Source organism: Caenimonas sp. SL110, from assembly GCF_001044395.1.
Taxonomy (GTDB): Bacteria; Pseudomonadota; Gammaproteobacteria; order Burkholderiales; family Burkholderiaceae_C; genus Ramlibacter.
Genome location: NZ_JANU01000010.1, coordinates 38,372 through 64,369 on the forward strand (window position 1 = coordinate 38,372; position 25,998 = coordinate 64,369).

Annotated in this window: 23 protein-coding genes; 8 read left to right on the forward strand and 15 right to left on the reverse strand. The window is 63.9% G+C overall.

Annotation, left to right across the window (positions count from 1 at the left end; all coding sequences use genetic code 11):
* Positions 1 to 2: 2 nt before the first annotated feature.
* From hpxZ to AQ12_RS07135, 7 genes are read right to left on the reverse strand one after another with little or no spacing between them, the layout of a single operon-like run.
* Complete coding sequence (hpxZ, locus tag AQ12_RS07105; protein ID WP_048439191.1) at positions 3 to 380, reverse strand: oxalurate catabolism protein HpxZ; 378 nt, start codon at positions 378 to 380, stop codon at positions 3 to 5.
* Positions 380 to 1,762 (reverse strand): AtzE family amidohydrolase, encoded by a 1,383-nt coding sequence (locus tag AQ12_RS07110; RefSeq protein ID WP_048439192.1) that lies wholly within the window; start codon positions 1,760 to 1,762, stop codon positions 380 to 382. Before AQ12_RS07110 ends, hpxZ begins: the two co-directional genes overlap by 1 nt.
* On the reverse strand, positions 1,762 to 1,974 hold the full coding sequence (locus AQ12_RS07115) for an AtzG-like protein (RefSeq protein WP_238587670.1): 213 nt from the start codon (positions 1,972 to 1,974) through the stop codon (positions 1,762 to 1,764). Before AQ12_RS07115 ends, AQ12_RS07110 begins: the two co-directional genes overlap by 1 nt.
* Positions 1,971 to 2,894, reverse strand: coding sequence for an ABC transporter permease (locus tag AQ12_RS07120; protein ID WP_048439193.1), 924 nt, complete (start codon positions 2,892 to 2,894; stop codon positions 1,971 to 1,973). The genes AQ12_RS07115 and AQ12_RS07120 overlap by 4 nt, the downstream gene beginning before the upstream one ends.
* A complete protein-coding gene (locus tag AQ12_RS07125) occupies positions 2,891 to 3,970 on the reverse strand; it encodes an ABC transporter permease (RefSeq protein WP_048439194.1) in 1,080 nt (359 codons plus the stop codon). The genes AQ12_RS07120 and AQ12_RS07125 overlap by 4 nt, the downstream gene beginning before the upstream one ends.
* A complete protein-coding gene (locus AQ12_RS07130) occupies positions 3,967 to 5,589 on the reverse strand; it encodes an ABC transporter ATP-binding protein (protein WP_048439230.1) in 1,623 nt (540 codons plus the stop codon). Before AQ12_RS07130 ends, AQ12_RS07125 begins: the two co-directional genes overlap by 4 nt.
* A gap of 54 nt (positions 5,590 to 5,643) precedes the next feature.
* Positions 5,644 to 6,579: a BMP family protein gene (locus tag AQ12_RS07135; protein ID WP_238587672.1), complete on the reverse strand. Its 936-nt coding sequence runs from the start codon at positions 6,577 to 6,579 to the stop codon at positions 5,644 to 5,646.
* Between the two features lie 227 nt (positions 6,580 to 6,806).
* Between AQ12_RS07135 and AQ12_RS07140 the strand changes: the two genes are divergently transcribed.
* Genes AQ12_RS07140 through AQ12_RS07150 form a run of 3 tightly spaced genes read left to right on the forward strand, consistent with a single transcriptional unit; the run spans position 6,807 to position 9,474 of the window.
* A complete protein-coding gene (locus AQ12_RS07140; RefSeq protein WP_048439231.1) occupies positions 6,807 to 7,607 on the forward strand; it encodes a cysteine hydrolase in 801 nt (266 codons plus the stop codon).
* Positions 7,535 to 8,788, forward strand: a complete 1,254-nt coding sequence (locus AQ12_RS07145) for an amidase (RefSeq protein WP_238587671.1) — start codon at positions 7,535 to 7,537, stop codon at positions 8,786 to 8,788. Before AQ12_RS07140 ends, AQ12_RS07145 begins: the two co-directional genes overlap by 73 nt.
* Positions 8,785 to 9,474, forward strand: a complete 690-nt coding sequence (locus AQ12_RS07150; protein WP_082151446.1) for a TetR/AcrR family transcriptional regulator — start codon at positions 8,785 to 8,787, stop codon at positions 9,472 to 9,474. Before AQ12_RS07145 ends, AQ12_RS07150 begins: the two co-directional genes overlap by 4 nt.
* Positions 9,475 to 9,480: 6 nt before the next feature.
* On the opposite strand, the gene AQ12_RS07155 is transcribed toward AQ12_RS07150, so the two are convergent.
* From AQ12_RS07155 to atzF, 4 genes are read right to left on the reverse strand one after another with little or no spacing between them, the layout of a single operon-like run.
* Positions 9,481 to 10,308: an ABC transporter ATP-binding protein gene (locus tag AQ12_RS07155; RefSeq protein WP_048439197.1), complete on the reverse strand. Its 828-nt coding sequence runs from the start codon at positions 10,306 to 10,308 to the stop codon at positions 9,481 to 9,483.
* Positions 10,305 to 11,156 (reverse strand): ABC transporter permease, encoded by an 852-nt coding sequence (locus AQ12_RS07160; RefSeq protein WP_048439198.1) that lies wholly within the window; start codon positions 11,154 to 11,156, stop codon positions 10,305 to 10,307. The genes AQ12_RS07155 and AQ12_RS07160 overlap by 4 nt, the downstream gene beginning before the upstream one ends.
* Before the next feature lie 5 nt (positions 11,157 to 11,161).
* Positions 11,162 to 12,166, reverse strand: coding sequence for an ABC transporter substrate-binding protein (locus AQ12_RS07165; RefSeq protein ID WP_048439199.1), 1,005 nt, complete (start codon positions 12,164 to 12,166; stop codon positions 11,162 to 11,164).
* Positions 12,167 to 12,212: 46 nt separating this feature from the next.
* A complete protein-coding gene (gene atzF / locus AQ12_RS07170) occupies positions 12,213 to 13,910 on the reverse strand; it encodes an allophanate hydrolase (protein WP_048439200.1) in 1,698 nt (565 codons plus the stop codon).
* Between the two features lie 363 nt (positions 13,911 to 14,273).
* On the opposite strand from atzF, the gene AQ12_RS07175 reads away from it, so the two are divergent.
* From AQ12_RS07175 to AQ12_RS07190, 4 genes are all read left to right on the forward strand, one after another.
* Positions 14,274 to 14,882 carry a hypothetical protein gene (locus tag AQ12_RS07175; RefSeq protein WP_161798994.1) on the forward strand — a complete coding sequence of 203 codons (609 nt, stop codon included), beginning with the start codon at positions 14,274 to 14,276 and terminating at the stop codon, positions 14,880 to 14,882.
* A 35-nt stretch (positions 14,883 to 14,917) separates the two neighbouring features.
* On the forward strand, positions 14,918 to 15,769 hold the full coding sequence (locus AQ12_RS07180) for a hypothetical protein (RefSeq protein ID WP_048439202.1): 852 nt from the start codon (positions 14,918 to 14,920) through the stop codon (positions 15,767 to 15,769).
* A 291-nt stretch (positions 15,770 to 16,060) separates the two neighbouring features.
* A complete protein-coding gene (locus AQ12_RS07185) occupies positions 16,061 to 16,738 on the forward strand; it encodes a hypothetical protein (RefSeq protein ID WP_152682712.1) in 678 nt (225 codons plus the stop codon).
* A 97-nt stretch (positions 16,739 to 16,835) separates the two neighbouring features.
* Positions 16,836 to 17,120 (forward strand): hypothetical protein, encoded by a 285-nt coding sequence (locus tag AQ12_RS07190; RefSeq protein WP_152682713.1) that lies wholly within the window; start codon positions 16,836 to 16,838, stop codon positions 17,118 to 17,120.
* A 64-nt stretch (positions 17,121 to 17,184) separates the two neighbouring features.
* Here the strand turns inward: AQ12_RS07190 and AQ12_RS07195 are convergent, their stop codons facing one another.
* Positions 17,185 to 17,667 (reverse strand): GreA/GreB family elongation factor, encoded by a 483-nt coding sequence (locus tag AQ12_RS07195; RefSeq protein ID WP_048439205.1) that lies wholly within the window; start codon positions 17,665 to 17,667, stop codon positions 17,185 to 17,187.
* Between the two features lie 284 nt (positions 17,668 to 17,951).
* Here AQ12_RS07195 and AQ12_RS07200 point away from each other — a divergent pair, with 284 nt between their 5' ends.
* A complete protein-coding gene (locus tag AQ12_RS07200) occupies positions 17,952 to 18,695 on the forward strand; it encodes a hypothetical protein (RefSeq protein ID WP_152682714.1) in 744 nt (247 codons plus the stop codon).
* A gap of 42 nt (positions 18,696 to 18,737) precedes the next feature.
* Here AQ12_RS07200 and AQ12_RS07205 read toward each other — a convergent pair whose 3' ends face one another.
* From AQ12_RS07205 to AQ12_RS07215, 3 genes are all read right to left on the reverse strand, one after another.
* Positions 18,738 to 19,484 (reverse strand): class II aldolase/adducin family protein, encoded by a 747-nt coding sequence (locus AQ12_RS07205; protein WP_048439207.1) that lies wholly within the window; start codon positions 19,482 to 19,484, stop codon positions 18,738 to 18,740.
* Positions 19,485 to 19,546: 62 nt separating this feature from the next.
* The gene (locus AQ12_RS07210; protein ID WP_048439208.1) at positions 19,547 to 22,621 is read right to left on the reverse strand and encodes a hypothetical protein; all 3,075 of its coding nucleotides are present in this window, start codon (positions 22,619 to 22,621) and stop codon (positions 19,547 to 19,549) included.
* A 176-nt stretch (positions 22,622 to 22,797) separates the two neighbouring features.
* Positions 22,798 to 25,839, reverse strand: a complete 3,042-nt coding sequence (locus AQ12_RS07215; RefSeq protein WP_161798995.1) for a hypothetical protein — start codon at positions 25,837 to 25,839, stop codon at positions 22,798 to 22,800.
* Positions 25,840 to 25,998 lie beyond the last annotated feature (159 nt).

Here is a 25,998-nt window from a genome sequence, read left to right on the forward strand (position 1 = left end):
TTTCAGGAAGCCAGCTGGCTCACATGCGCGGCCACCACCCGCCAGCCTTCGGGCGTGCGCACCCATGTCTGGCTCTGGCGTCCGGTGCGTTCGCTGCCGATGCGGCGAAACTCGATGTTGGCTGTGGCGAAGTCACGTCCAAAGGTGGTGATCGAAGTCCGCAGCACTTCGCGGTCCAGTCCCGCAGCAGGACGGCCCAGGCGAAATGCGGCGATTTCGTCGAAGCCATAGAGGTTCTCTCCCAGGCCGTAACGCAGCGTATGCGGGCTGCGCCAGAACAGCTCGTCGAGCACGGCCACGTCGTTGCCGGTCAAGGCTTTTTCGTAACGCGCGAACTGCTCTATCACTTCGGCGAGCACATCGGGCAAATTGACATTCATCAAAGATCGGCCTCCTTCAGTCCGGCGACGCCAGCGGTCTGCAGCACGGCGGCCGCGCGCAGCGCCAGGTCTTCACGCCACGGGGCGGCAATCACCTGCACGCCGATCGGCATGCCCCCTGTGCCCTGGGGCCACATCGGTGCAGCGACCACCGGGCATCCAGCGAACGACACCGGTTGCGTGAGCAAACCAATCGACGGACGGCAGGGAAAGCGCTGCCCGTTCACCGTGATCCACTCCTCGCCGATCAGGGGCGCGCTCACCGGCGTCGCTGCGCACAGCAACACGTCCCACTTCGAGAACAGCGCATTGACCTTGTCGCGGTAGCTTCTGCGAAATCGTTGCGCGCGCACATACCAGTGCGCGGGTTGCAGGGCTCCGGCGATGAAGCGATCGACCGAGTGCGGCTCGAAGTCCTGCGTGCGCTCGCGCAAGCCAGGCAAGTGCAGGCTGCCGCCTTCGCTCGCGCTCACGATGAACGCAGCCGCACGCCCAAGCGCCGGGTCGGGCCAGGTCACCTCATCCATCGCGCTCAGCGTTTGCGCGGCCAACGCGACGGCTTCACGCGCAGGCTCCGACGCGTTGTCATGGAAGTAGCCGCCGAGCACGCCGATGCGCAGCCCCTGCACGCCGGAGCCCAGCCGTGCTGCGACGGGTTGCACGCGCTGCGCATGGCATCCGGGATCGAGCGGGTCGGGCCACTGCATCGCGTCGTAAGACAAGGCAAGTGTCTCCACACAATCAGCGATAGGCCCGAGGTGATCGATGCTGTGCACGAATGGAAAGGTGCCCCGTCGCGACAGGCGGCCGAACGTGGGCTTGAGTCCCCACACCCCGCAAAACGAGGCCGGCACGCGGATCGAGCCGTTGGTGTCCGAGCCCAGCGCGAGCGGCACCTGCCCTGCTGCCACGGCCGCGCCCGAGCCGCCCGAAGAGCCGCCTGCCGTACGCGTGGTGTCGTGCGGATTGCGGCTGGGACCGTAGTGCGTGTTCTCCGTGGTGAAGCCGTAGGCGTATTCGTCCATGTTGAGGCCGCCGAGCAGCACAGCGCCCGCACCTTTCATGCGGTTCACCAGAACCGCATCGGCGTGCGCGGGCGGCAAGTCGCGGTTGACCTTCGACCCCGCGAGCGTCGTGACGCCCTCGATGTCGAACAGGTTCTTCACCGCATAGGGCAAGCCCGCGAGCGGCGGCAAGCTCTCGCCGCGCGCGCGCTGCTCATCCACCCGGCGAGCTTCATCCCGCGCACGGTCGAAGGTGTGACCGGTGAACGCATTGACTTTCGCATCGAGCCGCTCTATGCGTGCGATGGCATCCGTACAGGCCTCTGACGCGGACATCTCACCGCTGGCGATGGCGCGCAGCAGTTTCGCGCTGTTCATCACGATGCGTCCTCTTTCGGAAATGGCGCAGGACAAAACACCTCGGCGGGTTCGTCCTCCGGCGACAGCGGGGCCGCTTCCAGCAAGGCAGCCATCGCAGCGGTGCGCGCCAGATGCGTGGCGACTGCCTGCGCACGCTGCGCATCCAATGGCAATCGCACCATGCGCGCAGCAGACGTCACATAGGCCAGAACTTCAGACTCGTCCATCATCGTCCCGCAAAAGGTTGTGTGAGTGCAGCCGGCGCAATCTGGCGACCGACCAGGCCACCCACGGCCAGCAGGGCCAGCACATACGGCAGCATGATCAAGAGCGCGCTCGGAACATTCACGCCCAGCGCAGGCAACTGGAACTGCAATGCAGTCGCCGCGCCGAACAGGCCGCAGGCCAGCAAGGTGCGGCCCAGCTTCCAGTTGCCGAAGATCACGGCGGCAATCGCCAGATACCCCGCGCCGCTGGTCATGCCTTCGGTGAAAGTGTGGATGTCACCGATCGACAAAAAGCAACCGGCCAATGCCGACATGAAGCCCGCGAACATGACGGCTCCGTAACGGATGCGGTTCACAGGCAATCCCGAGTTCGCCGCCGCCTGAGGCGCAGTGCCTGCCGCATGAACGGCGAGCCCGACCGACGTGCTGCGCATGGTCCACGCCACCACCACGATGAGCACAGCGGCCGCATACAACAACCACGTCTGGCGAAACACATGTTCGCCCAGGTAAGGCACATCGGCCAGACCCGGCGGCGCCCACTTGTCCAGTCCGGGAATCTCTGCGCGGGAGCGGCCGCCAAACAGTGCGCGGTAGCCCAGCGTCGTCGCGCCGAGCACCAGGATGTTGATACCGATGCCGGTGACGATCTGGTTGGCGCGCAGCGTGATGCTCAAAAACGCCTGCAGCCATGCGATCGGCAGCACGCAGATGACACCGAGCGCGAGCCCCGCCAGTGGTGAGCCGGTAGCCCACGAGCCCACTGCGCCTGCGAATGCGCCCGTCAGCATCATTCCTTCGACGCTCATGTTGAGCACGCCCGCGCGTTCACTCACCAGTTCGCCCGTGGCGGCCAGCAGCAAGGGGGCGGCCAGACGGATGCTGGAGCCCACGAACACAGCAGCCATTTCAGGTTCGATCATGCGCGGCTCCTTTCCATGCGCCCGATCGCCAGCGCTGCCCCTGCCAGTGTCACGATGATCAGGCCCTGTATCACGACGACCAGCGCCGTGGGCACCTGCGCGACCATCTCCATGTTGATGCCGCCCGATCGCAGGAAGCCGAACAGCAGCGACCCCGCAACGACGCCGGTCACCGATCCCCGCGCGAGCAGTCCCACCACCAGGCCGTCGAATCCGTAACCCGACGAGAAGCCCGCCTTCAAGGTGTACTGCTCGCCTTGCAACATGCACGCACCCGCGAGGCCGCCGAGCGCCCCTGCTGCGCACAACGCGCCGATGGTGAGGCGGTCGATCGGCATGCCGGCGCGGCGCGCGGCGCGTGGGTTGAGTCCGACTGCGCGCAGCCGCAAGCCCATGACGGTGAAGGCCAGCACGACTGCGACCACCATCGCCAGCACGAGCCCGATCGGCAGGCCGATGTGCATGGGCATCGCGGCGTCGCCGGTGAGCAGCGGCAATTGCGTCGCAGCAGGGATCTCCAGCGACTCGGGCAACGTGGCAGCGCTGGTCATCGGCCTGCGCAGCAGCGACTCCGATTGAACGCTGCCGTACACCATCCAGATCGCGATGAAGGACAGCAGCAGCGTTGCGATCACTTCGTTGGTGCCCGCCTTCACGCGAAGCACGCCCGCGATGCCACCCCAGAACGCACCGGCCAGGCACGCGCCCAGCATGGGCACGATGAAGGTCAGGCCCAGCGGCAGTGCGGCAACCGGTGCCCACAGGCATAAGGCTGTGGCCGCGATGCCGCCGACGGCGATCTGACCCTCGCCTCCGACGTTCGTGAGGTTGGCACGCTCGGCCAGGATGAATCCCAGGCCCACGAGCATGAACACCAGCGCGCGATTGATGGAAGCGGCAAACGCATACGGCGAGCCCCACGCGCCATCGGCAAATGCGGCAACCGCCTCACCCACCGGCACGCCCATCAACGCCACCATCGCCACGCCTGCCAGCAGCGCACCGGCCACTGCTGCGATGGAGACCCACACTGCCGGTCCGGGACGCCATGCCCGGGGTGCCATTGATATCGTCATGCGGCCTGCTCCTGCTGCCCTGCCATCCATGCGCCGATACGCGGGCGCTGGGAACGCGAGGCTTCGCAAGTGCCCATGATGCGACCGCGATACAGCACCACCACCCGATGCGCCACCGACAGCAGCTCATCGAGTTCAGACGAGATCAGCAGCACGCCAACGCCTCGGGCTGCAGCCGCGCGGATGTGGTTGTAGATCGCTTCCACCGCTCCGACATCGAGCCCGCGTGTGGGTTGCGCAGCGATCAGAAAGCGCAGCGGATCGAGCGTGAGTTCACGCGCGAGCACCGCCTTTTGCTGGTTGCCGCCAGACAGGCCGCCGAACGCCACATGGGGACTCGCAGCGCGCACATCGAATCGCTCCATCAGCGCCTGCGCCTCGCGCGTGAGCGCGGCGCGGTCCAGCAGACCAAAGCGGCGAAAGCGCGCGAGGCGATCCAGCATGATGTTCTCGGCCACGCTCATGCCCGTGACGCATGCGAGCGCATGACGGTCTTCGGGCACGACACCGCAGCCGGCCTGGGTGAGCACGCGAGGCGATTGCCCCGTCATCTCCTGTCCGCTCAAAAAGAACCGCCCTTCCGTCGGCGCGAGCATGCCCGACAGCACCGCGCCCAATTCGCCTTGACCGTTGCCCTCGACGCCCGCGACAGCGACGATCTCGCCGGGAGCAACCATCAGGGTGAACCTGTCCAGGCGCAGCACGCCGTCGGCGTCGCGCACGGTGAGGCCGTCTGCCGTGAGCGCAGGCTCGTGCGCACGAATCGCAGCGGGCGCTGCGAGGTGACGCGAGCCGGTCAACGGCAAGGCCAGTCCATCGATGTCCAGCGGAGCAGGAGTTTCTTCAACATCTTCCATCGCCGGTGCAGGCCCAGCGAGGTCGCGCTGGATCATCGCTCGCACCAAGGCATCGATTTCCTGCGCAGGTGCGTCGGAGCGCGCTGCGACCTTGCCACCGCGCAACACGGTCGCTCGTCTGGCCACCTGGCGAATCTCGGCCAGCTTGTGCGTGACCAGCGCAACACCGCAGCCCTGCGCGGCCACACGGGAGCAAACCGCCATGAGCGACTCGATCTCGGCAGGCAGCAACACGGCTGTGGGTTCGTCGAGCACCAGCAGGCGCGGTTCGCGGATCAGGCACTTGACGATCTCCACCCGCTGGCGCTCACCCACCGACAGGTCCTGGATGCGCGCCCACGGATCGAGTGCGAGGCCGTAACGCTCGCGCATGGTGTCGAGCTTCGCAGCCCACGCGCGACGATCCAGCACACCGCGTGCCTGACCCAGGATCAGGTTGTCCACGACGCTCAGGTCAGGCACCAGGCTGAAGTGCTGGTGGACCATCGCGATGCCGCGCGAAAGCGCATCGGCCGGTGAGCGAGGACGCCAGGCATGGCCTTCAAAAGTCATGGTCCCGGCATCGGGCGCATACACGCCGAACACCATGTTGCACAGCGTCGATTTGCCCGCGCCGTTCTCGCCCAGCAGGCAATGAACTTCACCCGGCCACAGGTCCAGTGACACGTCCTGCAAGGCCTGCAGGCTGCCGAACCGCTTGGAGAGCCCTTCGATGCGCAGCAGCGGGCCCGCAGACGATGCGGCCGAAGCCGCAGCGCGCACTGCATCCACGGTACCCACACCCGGACTCGAATCGGGATAGCCGCGCACGGCCTATCAGCCTTCCAGCACCTTGATCTTGCCGCTCTGGATGTCCTTCTTGATCTGCTCCAGCTTGGTCTTCATCTCGGGTGTCGCGCCGCACACGACCATGTCCGATGCCTTGGGGCCCATCGCCAGGCCGAATGGCTTGTAGCCCGCCTTCCATGTGCCCTTGACTGCTTCGTCGATCGCGTACTGCACCTGGTAACCCACGCCTGTGATGCTGTAGGCGGGATACAGCGGATCGGTGCCGCAGCGGTCGGTGTAGCTGCCCACGATCTTGGTGGACTTTTCCTTGGCTGCCTGCTCCATGCCGCGCAGGCCCAGGTTCAGGATGTGATAGTGCACGTCCGCGCCCTGCGCAATGGCGGCCAGCGTGGCTTCCTTGGACTTGGCGACATTGTCGAAGTCGCCGGTGTAGTTCTCGAAATACTTGATCTTGGGGTTGACGTACTTCGCGCCGTTGCCGAACTCCTTGCCGGCATTGACGATGGAAGGAATCTCCATGCCGCCCACATAACTCACAGCGCCGCTCTTGGAGAGCATGGCCGCTGCCGCACCCGCGACAAACGCGATCTCGGCCTGCTTGACGTCGTAGCCTGCCACGTTGGGCATCTCGTCGCCCTTGTTGCCGCCCACGATGGAGAACTTGGTGTTGGGGAAACGCTTGGCAACCTTCATCACCGCTGCCTGCGTCTGGCCGCCCACCCCGATCACCAGCTTGTTCTTGGACGCAAGATTGGTGAGCGCCTGTTCCATGTCGGCGTAGTTGATGTTTTCGATCATCTGCACCTTGACCTTGCTGCCCAGCGACTTCTGCGCAGCCGTCAAGCCGTCATAACCCGATTCCATCCAGCCCTTGTCGGACTTGGAACCGGGGATGAGGATGCCCACGGCCAGCGGGTCAGCGGCCTGCGCGGCAGGCAACAGGGCGCCGGTGGCGAGGGTCATCGCAATGACCGAACGTGAAAGAGGAGACAGGGGGGACAGGGTCTTCATGGCATGCCTTTCGCTTGGAGGTAGGGAACAAGTAAATAAACGATTACTTACCGACATGCATCGCAATAACAATGCCAGTCTGAAAGCTGTACTTTTTGCAATTTCGCGCGCGCAGCCGGTGCACACGCACCAACATGTCGCGCGGCGCGCACCCTGATCGAACGCAACCTGGAGCTGTCATGAAACGCCATCCGTACCTGCCTGACAACCGCCCCGAAGGCGCCCTGGGCCTGGGCCATCACTACTACTGGATCGCCACGCCGGGCGAGGTCGACATGTCCGTCGCACCGCCGCCGCCCGAGCGCGCGCGCATCACCGCGCAGCCGCAAAACGTGGTCGTGGACTTGCGGCGAACCGCCATCGTCATCATCGATTTGCAGAACGATTTCTGCGCGAAAGATGGCTGGGTCGATTCGCTGGGCTTTGACTACACCGCCGACCGCACGCCTATCGAGCCGCTGCAAAAACTGCTGCCTGCGCTGCGCGATGCGGGCGTGCCGGTGGTGTGGGTCAACTGGGGCAATCGAGCCGACCTCGCCAACATGCCGCCCAACCAGATTCACCTGTACGACAACGGCGGCCAGGGCGTGGGGCTGGGCTACCCGCTGCCCAGCGGCAAGGGCAACGTGCTGGAAAAGGATTCGTGGGCTGCCGCTGTCGTCGATGAACTCGCGCCGCAAGCCGGCGACATCCAGGTGGACAAGCACCGCATCAGCGGCTTCTGGGACACGCCGCTGGACAGCATCCTGAAGAACCTGGGCATCAAGACGATCTTGTTCGCAGGCTGCAACACCGACCAGTGCGTGCTGCACACCCTGACCGATGCCAACTTTCTGGGCTACGGCTGCGTGATGCTGGAAGACTGCTGCGCGACCAGCTCGCCTGCGTTCTGCACCGAGGCCACGGTATGGAACGTGAAGAAGTGCTTCGGCTTCGTGACCGGCTCGCAGCAGGTGCTCGACGCCCTGCCCGCACGGTGATGGAGGCTTCGACCGGGTCACGCGGCTTCGTCCCCGGACCGCGCTGCGAGCGCGCAGCGACGGGCAGCGGTGTGCTCGATGGCATGCGGCTGGCCGTGAAGGACCTGATCGACGTAGCAGCTGCGCACACCGGAGGCGGCAATCCCGACTGGCTTGCGAGTCATGGCGTCGCCGACGCCGATGCGCCCGCCGTTGCCTTGCTGCGCGCGAATGGCGCGCGAGTCGTGGGCAAGACCATCACCGATGAACTGGCATTCAGCCTGGAGGGCGACAACGCCTGGTACGGCGCGCCGCGTCACCCCACCGACCCTGAGCGACTGACCGGCGGCTCTTCCAGCGGATCGGCGGCTGCCGTCGCCTGGAACGAAGCGGACATCGCACTGGGCACCGATACCGGCGGCTCGGTGCGGGTTCCCGCATCGTTTTGTGGTGTCTTTGCGATGCGTGCGACGCACGGCCGCATCTCGCTCGATGGCGTTGTGCCATTCGCGCCGAGTTACGACACCGTGGGCTGGTTCGCCCGCGATGCGCAACGGCTGCGTGCGGCAGGCCGCGTCTTGCTGCAAAGCCGCGTGACCCAAACGCAGCGTCCGCTGAAATTGCGGATTGCGCACGACACACTCGAACTGGCCGATGCGCCTGTGCGCGATGCGCTCATCGACTGGTGCGCACGCGCCGGTATCGAGCAACGCGTCGACGTGTTCGATGGCGACTGGCACGAATGGGTGAACACCTACGCCACGCTGCAGGGCCTGGAAATCCGGCAACAGCTTGGGCCCTGGATTCGCGCGCGCAAACCCGCGTTCGGTCCTTCCATCGCGCCGCGCTTCGAGCAGGCACTGGCGCTGGACCCTGCCCTGTTCGAGATTTGGAACGCCTGGCGAACGCGAGCAAGACACAGCCTTGCCACGCGCCTCGCGCCCGGCGAGGCCTGGCTGATCCCCGCCGCGCCCTGCGTCGCCCTGCAGCGCAACGCGAGTGGCGACGAACTCGGTCTCTTCTACCAACGCGCACTCGCGCTCGGCTCCATCGCGGGCCACGCCGGTCTGCCTCAAATCACGATGCCATTGGCAAGCGCGAACAGCCTGCCCGTGGCGGTCTCCTTCATCGCCGCCGCCGGACAGGACGAGCAACTGCTCGACCTTGCCGTCGCACTGACTCACAACCGGAGCAACGCTTGACATCACGTACCCCTCGCCGCAAGGCGAGCGCAGCTGCCGCACCGCAAGGACTGCAAGGGCCGCCCAGGCGCGACCCCGAGCGCACCCGCGCGGCAATCCTTGAAGCTGCTGTAGGCGAGTTCTCCGACCACGGCTACAGCGGCGCGCGCACCGACCGCGTCGCGCAGCGAGCCGGCACCAACATCCGCATGCTGTATCACTACTTCGGCAGCAAGGACGACCTCTATGTCGCGGTGCTCGAAGCTGTGCTCGCCGACCTGCGCCACGACGAACTGCAAGTCGGTGCCGATCACCTGCAGCCACTCGAAGGACTGCTGCGCATCTTCGACTTCGTGGACAACCACTTCGCGGCCCACCCGCAACTGCGCAAACTGCTGGCCTTCGAGAACCTCAACGAAGCACGCCACCTCGCCCGCTCCGCGCGCATCCCGGAGATGTCCACGCCGGTGTTGAGTGTGATCCGCAAGCTGCTTGCGCGTGGCGCTGCTGCGGGCACGGTGCGCCCAGGCATAGACGCGCTGCATCTGTACGTGGCGATGGTGAGCCTGGCCTACTACGGCCGCGCCCATGCCTTTACCCTGTCGCGCATCTTCGAGCGGGACCTGAACAAGGGGTCGTGGCAAAAGGCGCATCTGAACCTCACCCGGCAGATGGTGGCGGCGTTCCTTGCGCCACAGGCCGAATAGCGGCTTTCATCGCCTGACCTCGCGCTGGAAGATCTCCAGGCTGCGCTTGCGCGTGGCGATGAAGCCCGGGTCGGACAGCGTCTCGACCGTGCGCGGACGCGCCTCGCGGTAAGGCAGGATCTCGGCTACGCGCGTGGGCCGCTTGGTCAGCAGCAGCACCTCGTCGGCCAGGTACACCGCTTCTTCGAGATCGTGCGACACCAGCAGCATGGTGGTGCCGGTCTTCATGAACACCTCCTGCAGCTTCTCGCGGATGAATAGTGTCATCTCGAAGTCGAGCGCAGAGAACGGCTCATCCAGGAACAGCACTTCGGGGTTGTTCGCCAATGCACGCATGATGGATGCGGTCTGCTGCTGCCCGCCCGACAGCTCGTATGGATAGCGATTCAGGTCGAACTTCACATCGAACGATGCGACCAGTTCGGCCATGCGCCTGTCCACCTCAGCTTTGGATTTTTTCTCCAGCTTCAGCGGATAGGCGATGTTGTCGATGGTGCGCATCCACGGGAACAGTGCCTCGCGGTAGTTCTGGAACACGTAGCCGATGCGCGTGTCCTTCAGCGACTTGCCGTCGAACAGGATCTCGCCGGAGTCGATCGGCACCAGACCCGCGATCATGTTGATCAGCGTGGACTTGCCGCAGCCGTTGGGGCCGAACACCGACACGATCTTGTGCTTGGGAATGTCCAGATCAAAGTTCTCGTACAGCGGCCAGCCAGCGAAGTATTTCGTCAGGCCGCGTATCGTGATCTCGGTGCCGGCCGGGCCGGGTGTGAATGCGGGCGGCGGCACATCGACGTAGTCGGCGCCGGGGGCGTTCAGGACAGCGCTCATCTTCCACTCCAGTGCACGATGCGGCGTTCAGCCAGCAGAAACAGCACGTTGAGCGCATAGCCCAAAGCGCCGGCAGAAAGAATCGCGGCGTACATGCTCTTGACGTTGAGCACCTGCTGCGCGTCGATGATGCGGTGACCCAGGCCCGCGTCGGAGCCGATGAACATCTCGGCGACGATCACGATCACAAGCGCCATCGACACCGCCGAGCGCAAGCCGACGAAGGACGGCTGCAGGCTCTCCCACACCAGCACATCACGGAACACCTGCCACCGCGAAGCGCCCATCACCTTCGCGGCCATCACGCGCTGCTTGCGCGCGTTGATCACGCCATAAGCGCTGTTGAAAATCACGATCAGGAATGCGCCGAACGCTGCGATGGCGACCTTGTTGATATCGGACACGCCGAAGATCAGCAGGAACAAGGGGATCAGCGCCGACGACGGTGTGGACCGGAAGAAATCAATCAGGAACTCGACGCTGCGGTACGCCTTCTCGTTGCTGCCGAGCAGCACGCCCAGCGGCATACCGACGACGGCTGCAATGGCGAATGCCTGCAAGGTGCGCTTGACCGTCACCAGAAAGTCAAACAGCAACGGACCACCGGCGAGGCCCTTGACCAGCGTCTCCAGCGTGGCCAGCGGCGGCGGCAGCAAGATGGGCTTGATGAGGCCCATGCGCACCACCAGGTCCCAGATGATGAACAGCAGCAGCGGCCCCAGCACCGGCAGCGCGCGGCTCCAGTCGAATCGGCTGGGCGCGAGTGGCATGGCGTTGGCCGAAGGCGGCACCCACGGTTTGGGCGTTGCGCCGCCTGCGATCACGGTGACGTTCAGGGAATCAGCCATGTCGCTCAGCCCTTGTACAGAAGGCCGTCCACCAGCACCTTCTTTTCGAAGATGCCTTTTTCGGTGAACAGGTCGTAGAACTTCTGGAAGTACGCGACGTCGCTTGCCTTGAACTCGTTGAACATCATGTAAGAGGCCAGCGGCACTTCGCTGGTGAGCGCGCCTTCGATGGCGGTGTAGCCCTTCATGAACTGGCGCGCTTCAGCCGGGTTCTTGCGCACCAGGTCCACGCCGCGTGCATAGGCGGCCATGTACTTCCTGGCGGTGTCGGGGTTCTTCTTGATGAACTCGGTGGTCAGGCTGGCAGAGCCGCCATGCCACGGCGCCTGCGGATCGCCCAGGATGTAGCGCGCGACCACGCCTGCTTCGAGCACGCGCGTCGTGCCGTTCATGCGGCCCACCGTGCCGGTCGGCTCCAGCGTGTAGATCGCGTCGACCTGCCCTGCGACGATGGCCGCCACGTGCTGGCCGATGGGCAGTTCGGTCACGCTCATCACGCCTGCGCCTGCACGCTCGAGCATGGTCTTGCACAGCGTCACGTTCTGGATGCCGGGGCCGCTGGCAATCCGCTTGCCGCGCAGATCGGCCACGGACTTGACCGGGTTGTCCTTGGCGACGATGAACTCTTCGAGCACATGGGTTGCGTTGCTCGGGTTGGTGCAGAAGATCTTGAACAGGCCCGGCTGCGCGATCTCACCGATGGCGAGATTGGCCGAGCCTGTGCCGTTGGAGCTTCCGTCGGAGCGGCCCGCAAGCATGGCTTCCATCACCTGCTGCGCGCCTGCGAATTTGAGCGGCTCTACATCCAGGCCTGCTTCCTTGAAGTAGCCCTTTTCAATCGCTGCGAAGAACGGCAAGCCGGCTGCCACCGGCCAGTAGCCGATGCGAATCTTTGGCGCACCCTGCGCCAGCAGAGGCGAGGCGACCCCCAGGACGGATGCTGCGAGCGCGCCTTGCAGCAGCTTGCGGCGGCCGGTGGCGACAGGTGGATTCGACGTGAAGTGTGTCATTGCAATGCTCCTGGAAGATTCAGCGTGAGGTCATGGATGGAGGTGATCAGGGCGTGATCAGCGGTTCGGCAACGGCCAGCGAAGCCATGTACGTGCGCCAGCCACCGTGGTGCGAGATGTCCAGCGCGCCTTGCGCTGCAAGCGCTTCGCACAGGAAGCCCTGCACCGTGCGGCCATCGGCGAGCGCCAGGGTGCCGATGCCCAGCGGCGCAGGCACCAGCGATACGAATGAGCCGTAGTGCTCCAGCGGCATGTCCCACAGCTCCAGCGCGATGCGCGAGCCGCTGCCCGCTGCGACGCGCACGAGACCGGGCTTGGGCGGCACGGTGCCGGGCAATGCGAAGAACCGGTAGTCGGGCGCGGTTTGCGCGGCGCCCACCAGCGTGGCCCCGCGTTCGGTGAGCTGCTTGTTGAGCGGCATGCCGGACAGATGCGCGCCGACCACGGCGACCCGCACCGAGGCGGGGCTGCGCAATCCTTCTATCGTTTCCTGTTGGGGCAAGGGCACGCCGGTCGCGCCCTGCAGCAGACCGGTCGCGTGGTGATAGCGCTGGCCGAGTTCAGCCAGCTGCAGGTCGCTGCCGCACTGCCCTATCAGCGTGATGCCGAACGGCAGTCCATCTGGCCGCATCGAACTGGGCACCGACAGCGCCGCATAGTCCAGCAGGTTGACGAAGTTGGTGTACGCGCCGAGGTTGCGATTGAGCGCCACCGGGTCGGCCTGCATCTGCGCGATGGTGTAGTGCGTGGGCGCCGTGGGCACCAGCAGCACGTCGATCGAATCCCACATCGCAGCGGCCTGACGCGCGAGCGCCTGCAACCTCACCTGCGCCTGGCAAAAATCTGCCGCGCTGTAGGCCTTGCCGCTCGCAAGAATGCTGCGCACCGGCTCGATCACCTCGTCCTCATGCGCGTCGAAGAAAGACCGCACGGCAGCGTAACGCTCGGCCACCAGGGCGCTGTCGTAAAGCAGGCCCGCAGCCTGCGCGAGCGGCGTGTAGTCGATGGCAACCGGCGTGCCGCCGAGTTCGCGCAGGCGCGAGATCGCCAGGCCGAACTCGGATTCGGCAACGGCATCACCGAAGAATTCGGTCACCGACGGCACACCGAAACGAAATGAACCGCGCCAGGGCTGCGCAGCGAGTTGCAGCTTGCGCGAATACGGATCGCGCGGGTCGTAGGCCGATGCGCAGCGCAGCACACGCACGGCCATGCCCACCGTGCGCGCGAAGATGGACACGCAGTCCACGCTCTGCGCAGCAGGAACCACGCCGTGCGTGCTGATCAGGCCCTTGGAAGGCTTGAGGCCCACGATGTTGTTCAGCCCCGCAGGCACGCGGCCGGAACCTGCGGTGTCGGTGCCGAGCGCGAAATCGACCTGCCCGGTTGCGACCGCATAGGCCGACCCGGAGCTGGAGCCGCCGCTCACATAGCGCGCGTCAAAGGCATTGGGCACTGCGCCATAGGGCGAGCGCGTGCCGTTCAGGCCGCAGGCGAACTGGTCGAGGTTGGTCTTGCCCAGGCACGCCGCACCTGCTGCGAGCAGGCGCTGCACCACGGTGGCGTGTTCAGCGGGCACATAGGCGAATGCGGGACAGGCAGCGGTGGTAGGAACACCCGCCACATCGATGTTGTCCTTGGCGGCGAAAACGAGACCCGCAAGGGGGCCGTCCTGCGCCTGCGAGAGCGACACCGGTTGATCGAATCGTGTGATCCACGCCTGCACCATCTTTGAGCATCCCATCTTGTATCCAAGTTGAGATGCAAGGCGCGTGCCATGGCGTGGCGGCGGGACGGCGTCAATTGCGACACGCGTTGTTTCTCTTTACACACTTGGAAACAATAGGTACTCTGCCGTAGCCGGAATCCGGATGCAGTGCCGGGCGCTTTTACAGGCCATATGCGAGTAAGTGTCCTGGCCGGCCTGGAGGATTCCATGGTACCCAAGCTCCTTGTATTCGAGGCCCTGACAAAGGCTGTGGGTGGGTTGTTGCGCGACTGTGCCGGCTGCGTTCGCGGCAGAATGCGCGCGGTTGCCGTTGCTCAGTGCACCGCGCTGCTTTTTTCGGCTTACGCGATCCCCACGCTCCAAGCCCAGGCCCAGGAATTGGCCTCAGCTCGCGCGTCCAGGACGGAGGTCGGCCTCAGCGAAGAATTTGAAGTCGTCATTGACCTAAGGCCGATCGAGAACAGCAACCAGAGCATTTGCAACCTGGTCGTCGACTTCGGCGACGGGCGTGTGGAGAATTTGCGTGCGGGTACTCCGTATGGAGCGCTTTCGCTGCGCCACTCCTACAAACGCGCGGGCTCCAGTGTGATACAGGTCTACGGAAAGATGAAATTCCAGGGCCTGCACAGCGCCATCGGATGCCTTGGCAATGCCCGGACGGTCTCACTCAACGTATTGCCCGACGATCACAGCGCGCGAACCACCAAGGCTCTCGCAGAACGCGACGCAGCTCTGCGGCGAGCTGAAGCGGACAGGCGCGCAGCAATACTTGCGGCAGAAAAGGCACGTGCCGACCGCATGGCCGCCGAGGCTGCGGCGAAGAAGGCCAAGCAGCCGGTGGCGGCGACTGCCCCCACGATCAGGGTGCCGCCAGTCCCCGCTCCCAGTCCAGTTGCGGCGACCGCTCCACCTGCAGCCCCAAAACCTCCCGCCGCCGAGGGCGGCAAGCCCCCCCCTCCCAAGGCCAAGTCATCGCTGGATCTTTAATTCCCGGGTGCCCCCGGGTTCATCGGAGCTCATAAATGCAGGAAACGCCGAATACCCGGTTAGAGGACAAGTACCTCCTGATATTCAAGTACGTCATTGTTTTCCTGATGACGATGGCGATCCTCGCGATCTTCGTCATGCTTCCGTTCGTGGCATACAACTTCATGCAAAAGCCCGAACCACCCTCACCCGCAAAAGAACCACCGGCCCGGACCATCACCATCGAAGACCTGAAGAAATACCTGATCGAGCAGGAAAAGCGCCGCCTCGAAGAGGAAAAAGGTGGCGGCGCGAAGCCAGCGCAGGATCCGAATGTCGTGACGCAGCAATACGCGGAACAGGTGCTTGCGATCTTTCGCTGTTCAGAGGATTTCCGGAAACTCTCGGAACAGGAGACCGAGACGACCAGTGGACCTGAACAGTCACTGCGCAATGAAGCCCTGCGTTCACGTATCGAACGCATCGCATCGGACTCCAATCCGGCGCGTGGGCCGGATTGGGTCAGGGCGATGACCGACTTCACCTGTTCGGTTCTCAAGAATCCGGAGGTGGCCAAACTCAAGAAGGACAAAGCCGTCGGCTCGGTGGTGATTCCGACCATCAACTTTCATGCTCGCATGTGGTCCTTGATCGAAGCGGAACGACGCGCTTTCCGTGATCAGGAAGCGCGCCGGGTAACAGCAGAAGAGGCCGCCGAATTCGCCAGGATCGCAGCCGCGAAGGCGCGGGCGATTTTTCTGCTCGGGCTCGCAGGAAGTTGCTTTGCCGCCTTCATGTTGCTGGCCCTGTACCTCATATTCGCAAAGATCGAAACGAACCTGAGGGCCATGCTGCCCTCGACACTACCGGGAAGTCTGTCAAGCTCGCCGTCGTCCATTCGGGCTTGAGTCGTGGGCCTGAGAACTCTCGCTGTAGCAGGCATCTGGTTGTGTTCGGCCGCATGCTTGCCAGCTCTCGCAGATTGCTGGCGACTGCCCAGTGGGTACCTGATGCGAACATCGGGGCCGTCATCGCTTCCCGTCAAGGGGGCCGTGAGAGTCTCATGCCCTGATCCATTGCCCGCGGAACCTTCAACAGTCCCGGGCAGCGGATCGCCTCCACCGGATACGCAAATTCAAAATCCGGTGACGGTCTGCGGCTCCGGCAGGTGGCAGCGCGGACTCGCCCAGATCTACGAAATGGGGCAGGCCATTTCGAACGGCGTCAGTTTTGAATCTGCCTGCCGGGCACATGACCAGTGCTATGGCACTCGAAACAGTGGGCTCACCAGGGAGTACTGCGATGCCCAGTTCAAGTCCATTGCAACCGAGATCTGCAACGGCGCGTCGGTAAGCAGGGCTGCATGCATCCACCAGCGCGACGCCTTCCATGCCTTGATCCGGCGGCTTGGCGAGCCGGCGTTCTGCGACGCTCGTGGCACATGCATGCAAGAACAGGACGCGACTCATTCGAATGGCCGGCCCCGGCGTGCGATTGAGGCGCAGTCCCTCGTGTGCGATGTCTCGGCGCAGCCGAAGACACAAAGCGACTGGTTTTTCAATTCGTGCGTGGTGCCGGCTGGTTCAGCCGCGCAGGCGGGACACCAATGCTCGTGCATCAGCAAGACAACCAACAAGCTGTACGGCGGAATCACCAGATCCATCGGGACTACGCCCCAAATACCAACCGGCGAAAAAAACCCGGCGCTTGAAAACAGGGCAACAAGAGCGAGCTGCGACGTGTCCGCCCAGCCAAAGCAGCAAGCCGATTGGTCGCTGCAAAAGTGCGCAATTTCCGATGGCAACGCGGTGCCCGGGGTTCAATGTACTTGCCGCAGCCAATCGTCAGGCAGGGTGTATGGCGGGGTCGTGCGCTGAGTAACCCGGCATGGCCAGTGGCAGGTGACGCGCGGGCCAGAGATTGGACATCAAGGTTTCACGAACGACGGCCAAAGTCGTGGCCGGAGGTGAAACGATGAATTTGATGATGCCCCGCCCGATGACCGCTGTGTTTTTTGCAGTAGTCGCCATTGGCGCGCAAGCGCAGCCCATACAGCAGGACAAGCGCGTGGCAGGCTGCGAAAAGGAAGTTCGGGACTACCTGAGCGCGATGCAGTTCATTCGGTCAACCGCTGGCACGAATGTGGGCGACCGGGTCGCTGCGGGTGTCGCGGGTGAGAACCAGGTGCAGGAGATCGTGAGGCAGCAAGGTGCTTGCGTGGCCGCGCAGCTCATACGCGAGCGGACGGCGAAACGGTAGGGATTGAGACAGAGGCGCCGTCACCGCTTGCCTGCGGGGTTGGTGGCTTGCAGGCGTTCACGCCCTAATCAACCCGCAGCACCTCAAACTGCTGCCGGTTTGGAGCGACCTGTATCGACACCTCATCACCCTCGCATTTGCCCAGCATGGCCATGCCCAAAGGGGCTTCGCTGCTGATGACCTGAATGAGCTGGGTGCCGCTGACCAACTTCATGCTGCCGCCATCCGGGCCGAGAAAAAGGTGTTGTTGCCTGTCGCCCGAATCGACCAGGCAGACCAGCGCGCCCAGCTGTATACCTTTGCTGGCGTCGTAGGGAAGCGGGCGAAACTGGCGCCAATGGGCCAGCGCCTGGCGGATGGCTTCGGCGCGCCGAACCAGGCCGGTGGCCAGGTAGGCCGCTTCGAGTCCCAGGGTGTCGTATTTGTTCTCGGCGATGTTTTCTTCGTGTGTCGCCGTTTCATGGGCCGCCCGCACGGCCTGTTCGGCTTGCAGCAGGTCTTCGGCGAGCCGTTTCAGCACCTGCTGCTGCAGCAACGATTTATCCATGGCGAAAGGTGGTATCTCAGACAAGCGGGGGGCGGTCCTTGATTATGGAGGGCTCCACCAGCCGCCGACCCGATTGCACGTCGGTATAGGGAACGAAGGGCAGCCTGAAGTTACGAACTTGGACCGCAATTTTGCGGCTCAGGAGACACTAAATGATCAGCCAGAGTTCGGACCATGCGCGTGCCCGCGCCTCAACCTCCGAGGTCAACCCTGCGGGCCAGCAGTACACCGAAGACGACTACAAGAACGGCAGGGTGCGCAGCGATGTCGACAGCTTGCATGCCTTGACGCTGCAACAGGACGAGCTCGCAGCGCCCGCCGTGCGCGTGCACTTTCACGACGTCCCCAACGATGCGCTGAGCCTCTTGCCGCCGATGTTGACGCACGGTGAGGCGCGGTCGCTGGCGCAGACGTCGACGCGGCTGTCGCTCGTGGTGAGTGGGAACCGCGCGTTTTCGCTAACGAGGCAATCGCTCAATACAGGCCTGCTGGCAATGACGCGGTCGATGATGATGGCACTGCGCCGGCATGAGCAGGCGGCCGAGGCATCTACAGCACCCCATCGCGATCAGTTATTTGTCCATGGCGACATCATCAAATTCTGGGCCGACATGGAGCAGGCACCGGATGCTCTCGACCGGGTGGGACACGACGCGGCCATGGGCCAACTCAAGACGGACCTGAAACCCTCCAATCACATGACACCAGCCCGGGAGGCGGAAGTTCGCGCCATTTTGAACATCGGCCCTGCGCACAAGAAGTGGCTCGAGCTCTTGAACGAATGCGAGGGCCTTCTGGTTCAGTTCGATGCGGGGCAATTCACACCAGATGCTCGACATGCAGCGTGCCAGATACACGCAAAGCTGGGATACGACTTGATGGATCGCGACTTTTTCAAGCTCCGCCTGGATCCCGCGAACGGGCTGGCGAGTAATGAGATTCGCCAGATGCTGATCGACCTGCGCCTGGACGTTCTGGACAAGGCTGCGAAAGCCATCATCGCCCTGGAAGCGGCAAGATCCACGTAACCGACCCACTCGTGATGCGGCTTGGCCCGCATCCGTTGGCACTCAGTCCGCGTACCCCGGCATCTCCCGATCCAGCACACGCATCATGGCGGCGAAGTAAAGGGCCTCACGCTCCGCCTGCGAATGGCTGTTGCGAGGGTTCGGCGCCTCCACCCGCTTGACCATCTCTTCATGAAGCAGCGCCAGGGGCCGGCCGGTGGACATGGCCAGGATCTGCGCGCGGCAGACCCGCTCCAGTTTGTAGAGGCGCCGATAGGCCTGCGCAACGTTGTCGCCCACTGCAATCACTCCGTGGTTCTTCATGAACATGATGTGCTTGTCGCCCAGCGCGCCAGCCAGCCGTTCACCTTCGCTCAGCGAGTCGGCCAGGCCCGTGTAGCCGTCGTCATAAGCAATGTTGCGCGTGAGGAATGCAGCCGTCTGGCTGCCCGGCAGCAGGCGGTTGTCCTCCAGCATGTTCAGCGCCAGCGCCCAGGTCTGGTGGGTGTGCAGGATCACGTTCGCGCCGCTGATCCGGTGCAGCGGCGCATGGATGCTAAGGGCGCTCAGCTCCAGGCTGCCACTGCCTTGGAGCACCTGCCCCGCCTCGTTGAACACGATCAGGTCGCTGGCCCTCGCCTCGGACCAGTGCAGGCCGAACGGCAGGACCAGGTAGCGGTCGTCATGGCCGGGGACGCGCATGGTGAAGTGGTTGTCGATGCCCTCTTCGAGGTCGTCGTAGACCGCGAGGCGATTGGCCGCTGCCAGATGGACCCGCGCGCGCCAGATTTCGTCGTTGGTGTTGCTCATCGCGCAAGGGTACACGCCGACGGGCACTTGCGCCAATGGCTTGCCAATGACTACGGCGACAGCTAGAGGTCGATATCGGCGCCGGTCAGCGACACGACTCCCGCGAGCACGATCACCAGTTCGGCAGCGCCGTTAGCGTTCACGCTGCCTTCAAGCTGGTGAGTGGCGGGGTCGAATCGCAACAGGCCCGTGGCATCGGCAAAGTCGCTGAACGGCTGCGAGCCGATGAAGGTGAATTTCTGGTTGCCGATCAGCGCTTCGTTCGCGTCGACTTGCGTCAGGCGGATCTTGTCGCCTTCGGCTGCGTTGAAGTCGGCGATGGTGTCCAGGCTCATCGCGTTGCTGTCCGCCACGCTGGTGTAGATGAACCGATCGGCGCCGGCTGCGCCGGTGAGCGTGTCCGCGCCGCCCAGCCCGGTAAGCTTGTTGTCCGCACTGTTTCCCAGGATCTCGTTGTCGAGTTCGTTGCCCGTACCCTTGATGTCGCCCGTGCCTTGCAAGATCAGGTTCTCGACATTGGGCCCCAGGACGAAGGCCAGCGTTGAGATCACCGTGTCCTCGCCTTCGCCCTTCGCCTCGATCACCTGGCCTTTGCCTCCGGGCAGGTAAGTGTCGTCGCCATCGCCGCCCAGCATCTTGGTCCGGCCGCTGGCGATGAGAAGGTCGCTGCCGAATGAGCCAAACAGGAATTTCTCGTCGGGTTGTGCGGTCAGCACAGCCCCTGCTGCATTGCTCATGGTGACGGTGACAGCCTCGTGGGTATCACGCCCGTCGGTGTAGCTGGCCTCCACCGAAATCACCTTGCCGAACTCGGCTGAGGTGACCGTGAAGGTGTCACCGACGGCCCCGTCGATGTCCTCCCCATCGGCTTGCCACTGGTAGACGACCGGTGTGTCGATGCCTTCGGCATCGGCCAGCGTGTTCGTTGCCGTGAGCAGGTTGCCCACCGTCGCGACTCCGGAGATGGTGACCTCGCCAGTGGGCAGGTCGTTGACCGGCGTGATGTTCACGGTGGTGCTGCCAGTGGCTGTGAGCGCTCCGCCGGTTCCCTGCGCGCTGATGTTGCCGTCGCTGAACGACCAGCCGATCTGCACGCTGGCTGATGGGTTGTCGGAGGCATTGGCGTAGCCGATGCTCGACAGGGCTTCGTTCACGCGGGCCTGGGTCGCGTTGCCGTTGAAGGTGATGGTGAGGGCGCCGCCTGTGTTGGTGACCGTGCCGATCGTCACGCCTGACAGTACGGCGTTGCCGACGTTGAACGATAGGTTGCCCAGGCCGGAGAAGACGTCTTCGGGCGACGTTCCGCTGCTGCGAGCCAGGGTGAAGGTTGCGCCGTCGTACGCACCTGCCGTCCCGAGCTCGGCGTCGTAGATGGACACCGAAGGGTCCAGTGCGATCGCGGCAGCGTTCTCGGTGGTAGCGACGGTGCCGCCCAAGGTATTGGCGACGGTTCCGTTGAAGCTGGTGTCCAGCGTGCCGTCGGCATTCAGACGGAGCACGCCGAAGTCGGGCGCGCCGACGTTGTAGCTGTAGCCTGCAACCACGATCTTGCCGTCGGGCTGCAGGGTCACGCTGGTGGCGGACTCAAAATTGCTCCCAAGCTGCACCAGGATTTTTCCCGTTCCGTTGAAGCTCGTGTCAAGCGTGCCATCGGCGTTCAGCCGGATCAGGCTGAAATCGTCACCGGAGTCGGCCCGGGCGCTGGACCCTGCGATCACGATCTTGCCGTCAGGCTGCAAGATCGCGCTGGTGCCCGTGTCAAAAGCGGTTCCGACCGGGATCATCGCTTTGCCAGTGCCGTTGAAGCTGGTGTCCAGTGTGCCGTCTGCATCAAAACGGATGACGCCGAAGTCGGACGAGAGACCGGTGTAGCTGGTGCCTGCGACGACGATCTTGCCGTCAGGCTGCACGATGATGCACTTGCCCGTGTCCCCTGAGCCTCCAACCGGAACCAACGCCCGTCCCGTGCTGTTGAAGCTGGTGTCCAGCGAACCATCGGCGTTCAACCGGATCAAGCCAAACTGATTTGAACTATCGGAACCGGTGCCCGCAACGACGATCTTGCCGTCCGGTTGCATGGCAACGCCGCCGGCAAAGTCATAACCGGTTCCAACCGGCAGCTGCGCCTTTCCGGTTCCGTTGAAGCTGGTGTCCAGCGTGCCGTCGATGGTTAGGCGAACCACGCCAAAGTCGTAACCAGAACCATTGAAGCTGTTACCGGCGATCACGATCTTGCCGTCGGGCTGTACGGTGATGCTGTTTCCGAAGTCATAAGAGATGCCCACCGGCACCAGTGCCTTGCCCGTGCCGTTGAAGCTGGTGTCCAGCGTGCCGTTGGCATTCAGGCGGATCAGGCTGAAATCGAAATTCGTGCCATTGTCACTGCTCCCCGCGATCAGTATCTTTCCGTCTGTCTGCACGATAACGCTGGAGCCGGAATCATTTCCCCCGGCGAGCGGAATCAGCGCCTTGCCTGTGCCGTTGAAGCTGGTGTCCAGGGTGCCGTCAGCATTGAGACGGACAAGGCCGAAGTCGTCATTGATGCCGTTGTTGCTGTAGCCCGCGATGACGATCTTGCCGTCAGGCTGAACGGTGACGCTCTGGCCATAGTCGCTGGAAGGTCCCACAGCCACCAGTGCCTTGCCCGTCCCCGCGACTGGCGCAAAGGTAGGCGCATCGTTGACGGCAGTCACCGTCAGCCCCGCCGTATCGCTGTCACTGCTGAACGCGCTGTCAGCACCCGTTCCAGCAATCACGACATAGTCGCCCTGATTTCCGCTGGTCTGGTCCCACGCACGGAACGTGATCGCCTCAGCGAGGGTCCCGTTCAACTCACCAAACGGCAACATGCGAACCAGGGCCGTGGGTGCGAGCAGCAGCGCCAGTTCGTTGGTCGAGCTGTTGATCAGGCTCGCATGAATGGTCAGCCAGTTCGCGCCCGCATCGTTGCTGAACTGCCAGGTGCCCATGCTGGTGTCCAGCGCGGTGATCGCGATGCCCAGTGGGTTGGTGTCGGCATCCGAACCACCCGCAAGCAGAGCGGAAACCGTGGTCCATGCAAGCGATGCGGCGTTCTCGAAGGTGGTGGTCAGCACGGGGCTGAAAAGAGAATCGAGGGTCGGGGCGCTGTTCGGCATCTGTCAACTTTCGGTCGGTTGAAACTGGCGCGCGAGGAGCACGCCACCCTGTCCTCGCGAGGTCTTGCGGGAACGAATTCCACGCTAAGGGTTTCCTTCCGTTTAGACAGCGAGACGTTGGTCTCGGTCAGATGCGTTTAACGTTTTCCGCAAGAGCCCGACCCCGGGGCCCGAGGCTAGAGGTCGAAGTCGGCACCCTTGAGCGACACGACACCCGCGAGCACGATCACCAGCTCGGCAGCGCCGTCAGCGTTCACGCTGCCTTCGAGCTGGTGCGTGACGGGGTCGAATCGCAGCAGCGCCGTGGCATCGGCAAAGTCACTGAACGGCCGAGAGCCGATGTAGATGAATTTCTGGTCGTCCAGCTGGGTTTCGTTGGCGTCCACTCCCGTCAGTCGGATCCGGTCGCCGTCTGCGGCATTGAAGTCGGTGATGGTGTCGTAGCGCGCCGCGTCGCTGTCCCCGGCGCGTTGGTAGATAAACAGGTCAGCCCCGCCTCCACCGGTGAGCGTGTCCGCGCCGGCTTGGCCGGTGATCTTGTTGCGCATGGCGTTACCCACCAGCACGTTGTCCAGTTCATTGCCGGTGGCCGACACTTCGCTCGTTCCAGCCAGGATGAGGTTCTCGACATTCGGTCCCAGGGTGAAGGCCACCTTCGAAATGACCGTGTCCTGACCCTCGTCGAATTCCTCCAGCACCTGATCGAACCCTGTGACCAGGTAAGTGTCGTCACCGGCGCCCCCGAGCATCTTGGTCCTTCCGCCGGCTCCGATGAGCGTGTCGTCGCCTGGCGTGCCGAACAGGAATCTGTCGTCGATGCGGGCCACCAGCACTGCGCCCACCTTACGGGTCAAGGTGCCCGTGACGGCCTCGTCCGTGCCACCCCCGTCGGTGTAGCTGGCCTCCACCGAAATGATCTTGCCAACCTCGGCGGAAGTCACGGTGAAGGTGTCGCCGACGGCCCCGTCGATGTCCGCGCCGTTGGCTTTCCACTGGTAGGCGACCGGTGTCGCGATGCCGTCAGCATCGGCCAGCGTGTTCGATGCCGTGAGCAGATTGCCCACCTTCGCGACTCCAGAGATGGTGACCGCGCCAGTGGGCAAGTCGTTGACCGGTGCGATATTCACGGTGGTGCTCCCAGTGGCTGAGAGTGCCCCGCCGGTTCCTTGCGCGTTGACATTGCCATCGCTGAAAGACCAGTCGATCTGCACGCTGGCCGCAGGTTTGTCCGAGCCATTGGCGTAGCCGACGCTAGACAGGGCCTCGTTCACGCGCTCTTGCGTCGCGCTGCTGTTAAAGGTGATGGTGAGCGTGCCGCCGCTGGTGGTGACGGTGCCGATCACCACGCCCGAGAGCACGGCGTTGCCTGCGCTGAACGACAGGTTGCCCAGGCCGGAGAAGATGTCGTCGGACGAGGCAGCGTCGTGGCGCGCCAGGGTGACGGCTGCACCCTTGTAGCTGCCCTGCGCTGCGAGCTCGGGATCGTAGATAGAGACCGTGCTGTCCAGTGCGATCGCCACAGCGTTCTCGGTATAGGAGACCGTGCCGCCCAGGGTCGCTGTCGCCGTACCGATGAACGTGGTGTCCAGCGTGCCATCGGCGTTCAGGCGGAACAGGTTGAAGTCGTAGTCGGAACCGTTGTGACTGACGCCCCCGACCACGATCTTGCCGTCGGGCTGTACGGTGACGCTCGCGGCACCGTCATCGAAGGTTCCTACCGGGAGCAGCACCTTGCCCGTGCCGTTGAAGCCGGTGTCCAGCGTGCCGTTGGCGTTCAGGCGGATCAGGCTGCAGTCCCAGTCGACACCATTCCAGTTTTCGCCGGCGACCACGATTTTTCCGTCGGCCTGCACGGTAGCGCAGTAACCCCCGTCATAGGCGGTTCCCACCGGCAGCACCGCCTTGCCCGTGCCGTTGAAGCTGGTGTCCAGCGTGCCGTCGGCGTTCAGGCGGATCAGGCTGAAGTCGCTGCCGGCGTCGTCGATGCTGTAGCCCGAGACCACGATCTTGCCGTCGGGCTGTACGGTGACGCTTTGGCCATAGTCATAGGAGCCGGTTCCCACCGGGACCAGCAACTCCCCCGTGCCGTTGAAGCTCGTGTCGGGTGTGCCGTCGGCGTTCAGACGGATCAGGCTGAAGTCAGTGCCGGTTGCGCTGGCGCTGTGGCCCGCGACCACGATCTTGCCGTCGGGCTGTACGGTCACGCTGTACCCAAGGTCACCGGCGGTCCCCAGCGGGACCAGCAATTTGCCCGTGAGGTTGAAGCTGGTGTCCAGCGTGCCGTCGGCATTCAGACGGATCAGGCTGAAGTCATTGTCGTTGCCGTTGAAGCTGTAGCCCGCAACCACGATCTTGCCGTCGGGCTGGACAGTGACGCTTCTGCCAACGTCATGGGAGGTTCCCACCGGGACCGTCACCTTGCCGGTGCCGTTGAAGCTCGTGTCCAGCGTGCCGTCGGCGTTCAGGCGGATCAGGCTGAAATCGCCGTCGGAACCTTCTTCTTGACTGATGCCCGCAACCACGATCTTGCCTTCGGGCTGCACGTTAACACTCATGCCATAGTCATGGTAGCTTCCCACCGGCATCAGCACCTTGCCCGTGCCGTTAAAGCTGGTGTCCAGCGTCCCGGCGGCGTTCAGGCGGATGAGGCTGAAATCGTCATTAGAGCCGTTGGAGCTGTAGCCCGCAACCACGATCCTGCCGTCGGGCTGTACGGTGAGGCCCGAGCCAAAGTCATCGCCGATTCCCACCGGGACGAGCGCCTTGCCCGTCCCCGCAACTGGCGCAAAGGTGGGCGCATCGTTGACGGCACTGACCGAGAGAGCCGCCGTATCGCTGTCGCTGCTGAACGCGCTGTCTGCACCCGTTCCAGCAATGACTACATAGTCGCCCTGGTTGCCGCTGGTCTGGTCCCAGGCCCGGAACGTGATCGCATCGGCAAGGGTTCCGCTCAGCTCGCCAAAAGGCACCATTCGCACCAGGGCCGTCGGTGCGAGCAGCAGTGCCAGTTCGTTGGTCGTGCTGTTGATCAGGCCCGCGTGAATGGTCAGCCAGTTCGCGCCCGCATCGTTGCTGAACTGCCAGGTGCCCAGGCTGGTGTCCAGCGCGGTGATGGCGATACCCAGGGTGTTGCTGTCGGCATCCGAGCCACCTCCAAGCAGGGAAGAAACCGAAGTCCACGCCGGGGATATGGCGTTCTCGAAGGTGGTGGTCAGCACGGGGCTGAGAAGAGAATTCAGGGTCGGGGCGCTGTTCGGCATTTGCATATATCAGTCGGGTTGAAACTGGCGCGCGAGGAGCACGCCACCTGTCCTCGCGAGGTACTGCGGGAACGCATCGCACTTTAGGGATTCCATGCGGCTTGAAACAGTGAGACG

Bases quoted from the DNA above. Each gene is read 5' to 3' on its own strand.
- hpxZ (WP_048439191.1), bottom strand. From the start codon at position 380: ATGAATGTCAATTTGCCCGATGTGCTCGCCGAAGTGATAGAGCAGTTC.
- AQ12_RS07110 (WP_048439192.1), bottom strand. From the start codon at position 1,762: ATGAACAGCGCGAAACTGCTGCGCGCCATCGCCAGCGGTGAGATGTCC.
- AQ12_RS07115 (WP_238587670.1), bottom strand. From the start codon at position 1,974: ATGATGGACGAGTCTGAAGTTCTGGCCTATGTGACGTCTGCTGCGCGC.
- AQ12_RS07120 (WP_048439193.1), bottom strand. From the start codon at position 2,894: ATGATCGAACCTGAAATGGCTGCTGTGTTCGTGGGCTCCAGCATCCGT.
- AQ12_RS07125 (WP_048439194.1), bottom strand. From the start codon at position 3,970: ATGACGATATCAATGGCACCCCGGGCATGGCGTCCCGGACCGGCAGTG.
- AQ12_RS07135 (WP_238587672.1), bottom strand. From the start codon at position 6,579: ATGACCCTCGCCACCGGCGCCCTGTTGCCTGCCGCGCAGGCCGCTGAC.
- AQ12_RS07140 (WP_048439231.1), top strand. From the start codon at position 6,807: ATGAAACGCCATCCGTACCTGCCTGACAACCGCCCCGAAGGCGCCCTG.
- AQ12_RS07145 (WP_238587671.1), top strand. From the start codon at position 7,535: ATGGAACGTGAAGAAGTGCTTCGGCTTCGTGACCGGCTCGCAGCAGGT.
- AQ12_RS07155 (WP_048439197.1), bottom strand. From the start codon at position 10,308: ATGAGCGCTGTCCTGAACGCCCCCGGCGCCGACTACGTCGATGTGCCG.
- AQ12_RS07160 (WP_048439198.1), bottom strand. From the start codon at position 11,156: ATGGCTGATTCCCTGAACGTCACCGTGATCGCAGGCGGCGCAACGCCC.
- AQ12_RS07165 (WP_048439199.1), bottom strand. From the start codon at position 12,166: ATGACACACTTCACGTCGAATCCACCTGTCGCCACCGGCCGCCGCAAG.
- atzF (WP_048439200.1), bottom strand. From the start codon at position 13,910: ATGGGATGCTCAAAGATGGTGCAGGCGTGGATCACACGATTCGATCAA.
- AQ12_RS07180 (WP_048439202.1), top strand. From the start codon at position 14,918: ATGCAGGAAACGCCGAATACCCGGTTAGAGGACAAGTACCTCCTGATA.
- AQ12_RS07185 (WP_152682712.1), top strand. From the start codon at position 16,061: ATGGGGCAGGCCATTTCGAACGGCGTCAGTTTTGAATCTGCCTGCCGG.
- AQ12_RS07190 (WP_152682713.1), top strand. From the start codon at position 16,836: ATGAATTTGATGATGCCCCGCCCGATGACCGCTGTGTTTTTTGCAGTA.
- AQ12_RS07195 (WP_048439205.1), bottom strand. From the start codon at position 17,667: ATGGATAAATCGTTGCTGCAGCAGCAGGTGCTGAAACGGCTCGCCGAA.
- AQ12_RS07205 (WP_048439207.1), bottom strand. From the start codon at position 19,484: ATGAGCAACACCAACGACGAAATCTGGCGCGCGCGGGTCCATCTGGCA.
- AQ12_RS07210 (WP_048439208.1), bottom strand. From the start codon at position 22,621: ATGCCGAACAGCGCCCCGACCCTCGATTCTCTTTTCAGCCCCGTGCTG.